Below are 3,180 nucleotides of genomic sequence, written 5' to 3' on the forward strand. Positions count from 1 at the left end.
ACTCTGAAAGTATCATTTCTAATTGTTTTTCATTACAAGAGTGGCTTTGTCGATTACGTCAACGTCCATCAGTATAATTATGCACCTCCTCTACCCCATCGACTTTGCAGTGCATCTGCACTGGCTTTTTTATTTATTCAAATACAACTCCGCCATTCCATCCAAACGGCTTTTTACTTCTTTCCAATTTGGCATCACGCTGGTGAGTAATCGCCAAAATCTGTCACTATGATTATGCTAAGAGATATAGCATAACTCGTGCAAAATGAAGCAGGAGGCGCGACAAGTAGCGACTATGCGAAACCAAGTCACGTCACTGTTTCAATCCACGCGCCTGCGGGAGGCGCGACCTTGGAAGTCTTAATACTAAAGCAACGCTAGAGGTTTCAATCCACGCGCCTGCGGGAGGCGCGACTAAACACCTCGTTAATTTTGCCTATGTTATCAATGTTTCAATCCACGCGCCTGCGGGAGGCGCGACATGACGTAACAACTGGATCTTGCTGGCAGATGCTGTTTCAATCCACGCGCCTGCGGGAGGCGCGACGTTATTTCTGTGGTTCTTTCGTTGATTGCATCGGTTTCAATCCACGCGCCTGCGGGAGGCGCGACCCACGGCTTGCAGTACGGTCGAATAATGACAATGTTTCAATCCACGCGCCTGCGGGAGGCGCGACCTTGCGTTCGGGCCGTACTTACCCACACGAACGGGTTTCAATCCACGCGCCTGCGGGAGGCGCGACTTCACCAACAATAAGCGGTTCACTTTTATAATTCGTTTCAATCCACGCGCCTGCGGGAGGCGCGACCTTGCAGACCGAGCGCGTCAGTCAGTTGCTTTGGTTTCAATCCACGCGCCTGCGGGAGGCGCGACGACAGTGACAAGTGGTTCATTCGGGCTTTCCGCGTTTCAATCCACGCGCCTGCGGGAGGCGCGACTATTCTAGGACCCGAACCAAGACAGCTCATACGCGTTTCAATCCACGCGCCTGCGGGAGGCGCGACTGGCTGCTGCTAGTCAGCAATTAGCATAACGAGGGTTTCAATCCACGCGCCTGCGGGAGGCGCGACATCCGCTGACCAAGCGAATAAAAGCGTTTGGCTAGTTTCAATCCACGCGCCTGCGGGAGGCGCGACGTTAAGTTATAACCAAATAGCTGATCTGATATTGTTTCAATCCACGCGCCTGCGGGAGGCGCGACGGGGTCGGGGAAAACTCTAATAATGGCTGAGGTGTTTCAATCCACGCGCCTGCGGGAGGCGCGACTTGGAAATGAAGAAAACCGACTGGCGACCTGGAGTTTCAATCCACGCGCCTGCGGGAGGCGCGACTTTCGTGACGAAGTGTGTAACCCGACTTTCATACGTTTCAATCCACGCGCCTGCGGGAGGCGCGACTAAGTTAGGCCGAGAAGTACAGAAATGGATACGCGTTTCAATCCACGCGCCTGCGGGAGGCGCGACCAAAAAGAGATTTTAGTTATGAAGAACATTGCAGTTTCAATCCACGCGCCTGCGGGAGGCGCGACCCAAGAGCTTCAATTCTTGGTTTTGCTGATAGAAGTTTCAATCCACGCGCCTGCGGGAGGCGCGACTATCAACAAGAGCAGCCCAAGCAATACATATGTGTTTCAATCCACGCGCCTGCGGGAGGCGCGACACTGCTGTGGTGGTCAGCTGAGCTTGAGGAAGTGTTTCAATCCACGCGCCTGCGGGAGGCGCGACCATCGATATCAAATGGGTAAGCACTGAAGAAGTAGTTTCAATCCACGCGCCTGCGGGAGGCGCGACCTTAATTGCGATTTTTGTAGACTTGCCATGCTTGTTTCAATCCACGCGCCTGCGGGAGGCGCGACCCCCCTACGAATGGTTAGACGGTTCACGGACTTGGTTTCAATCCACGCGCCTGCGGGAGGCGCGACAAAATGGACAAGAGAGCGTTAGGGTACAAGCCGTGTTTCAATCCACGCGCCTGCGGGAGGCGCGACAATACCCGCCGATGCTAAGTCCCGAACATATGCTGTTTCAATCCACGCGCCTGCGGGAGGCGCGACAAGGTCCCAATCACGAGGGGTTTCTACGGGGTGGTTTCAATCCACGCGCCTGCGGGAGGCGCGACTTAAGGCTCTTATTGCCACGGCAGATTCATGTGTTTCAATCCACGCGCCTGCGGGAGGCGCGACGGTTGGTCATTAAGGTGGAGTACACGTTCAACGGTTTCAATCCACGCGCCTGCGGGAGGCGCGACCAAAACGAATGGCTTCATTCCAATCGTATCGCGTGTTTCAATCCACGCGCCTGCGGGAGGCGCGACGTGAGTTTGTCGATGCATTAGTCACAGTTTTTGGTTTCAATCCACGCGCCTGCGGGAGGCGCGACGTTAACACATCAACTAAGCCAACTAATAAAATGGGTTTCAATCCACGCGCCTGCGGGAGGCGCGACGGTTTTAGCATAGAGCCGAGAGCGCAACGTTTTGGTTTCAATCCACGCGCCTGCGGGAGGCGCGACTTCGAACTCTCGATCGCTGTCGCCAGTTCTGCAGTTTCAATCCACGCGCCTGCGGGAGGCGCGACTTATCTTTAATAAATCCCTTTTCATCCAGAGCTTGTTTCAATCCACGCGCCTGCGGGAGGCGCGACGTCCAATGCGAGTATGAATATAAAAGTAATTATTGTTTCAATCCACGCGCCTGCGGGAGGCGCGACTGTTCGGCATGTGTTGTTCAACGCCAAATTTTAGTTTCAATCCACGCGCCTGCGGGAGGCGCGACTATTCGCTTTCGCTGGCCTTCACTGCAAGAGCAGTTTCAATCCACGCGCCTGCGGGAGGCGCGACTTAAGTCGGTTAGCGTTCCATAGCGACGTGAGATGTTTCAATCCACGCGCCTGCGGGAGGCGCGACTGACGCTGACAAGCAAGCTTGATGTATCTGCAGGTTTCAATCCACGCGCCTGCGGGAGGCGCGACCAGTTAACGGCAATCTTGTTGTGGCAAAGTTAGAGTTTCAATCCACGCGCCTGCGGGAGGCGCGACCAGAGTCATTTTACGGAAAAGAGACATTTGCTGGGTTTCAATCCACGCGCCTGCGGGAGGCGCGACTGCCTATTGTTAAAGGCACGTATAAACTAACACACTCCATTATTTACCGCTAACTTTGCGCGGTAGTACAAAACTGTAT

Annotated in this window: 1 pseudogene and 1 CRISPR repeat array; the pseudogene reads right to left on the reverse strand. The window is 54.3% G+C overall.

The annotated features are described in order from the left end of the window. Nucleotides 1–129: 129 nt before the first annotated feature. Nucleotides 130–201: pseudogene (locus B9J84_RS12590) on the reverse strand (metal-dependent hydrolase); the annotation flags it as partial. A gap of 51 nt (nt 202–252) precedes the next feature. Then, nucleotides 253–3,101: direct repeats of the CRISPR family, unit length 32 nt; unit sequence GTTTCAATCCACGCGCCTGCGGGAGGCGCGAC. The last annotated feature ends 79 nt before the right edge of the window (nt 3,102–3,180 follow it).

The sequence above is a fragment of the Vibrio sp. V03_P4A6T147 genome (genome assembly GCF_002241085.1).
Lineage (GTDB): Bacteria > Pseudomonadota > Gammaproteobacteria > Enterobacterales > Vibrionaceae > Vibrio > Vibrio anguillarum.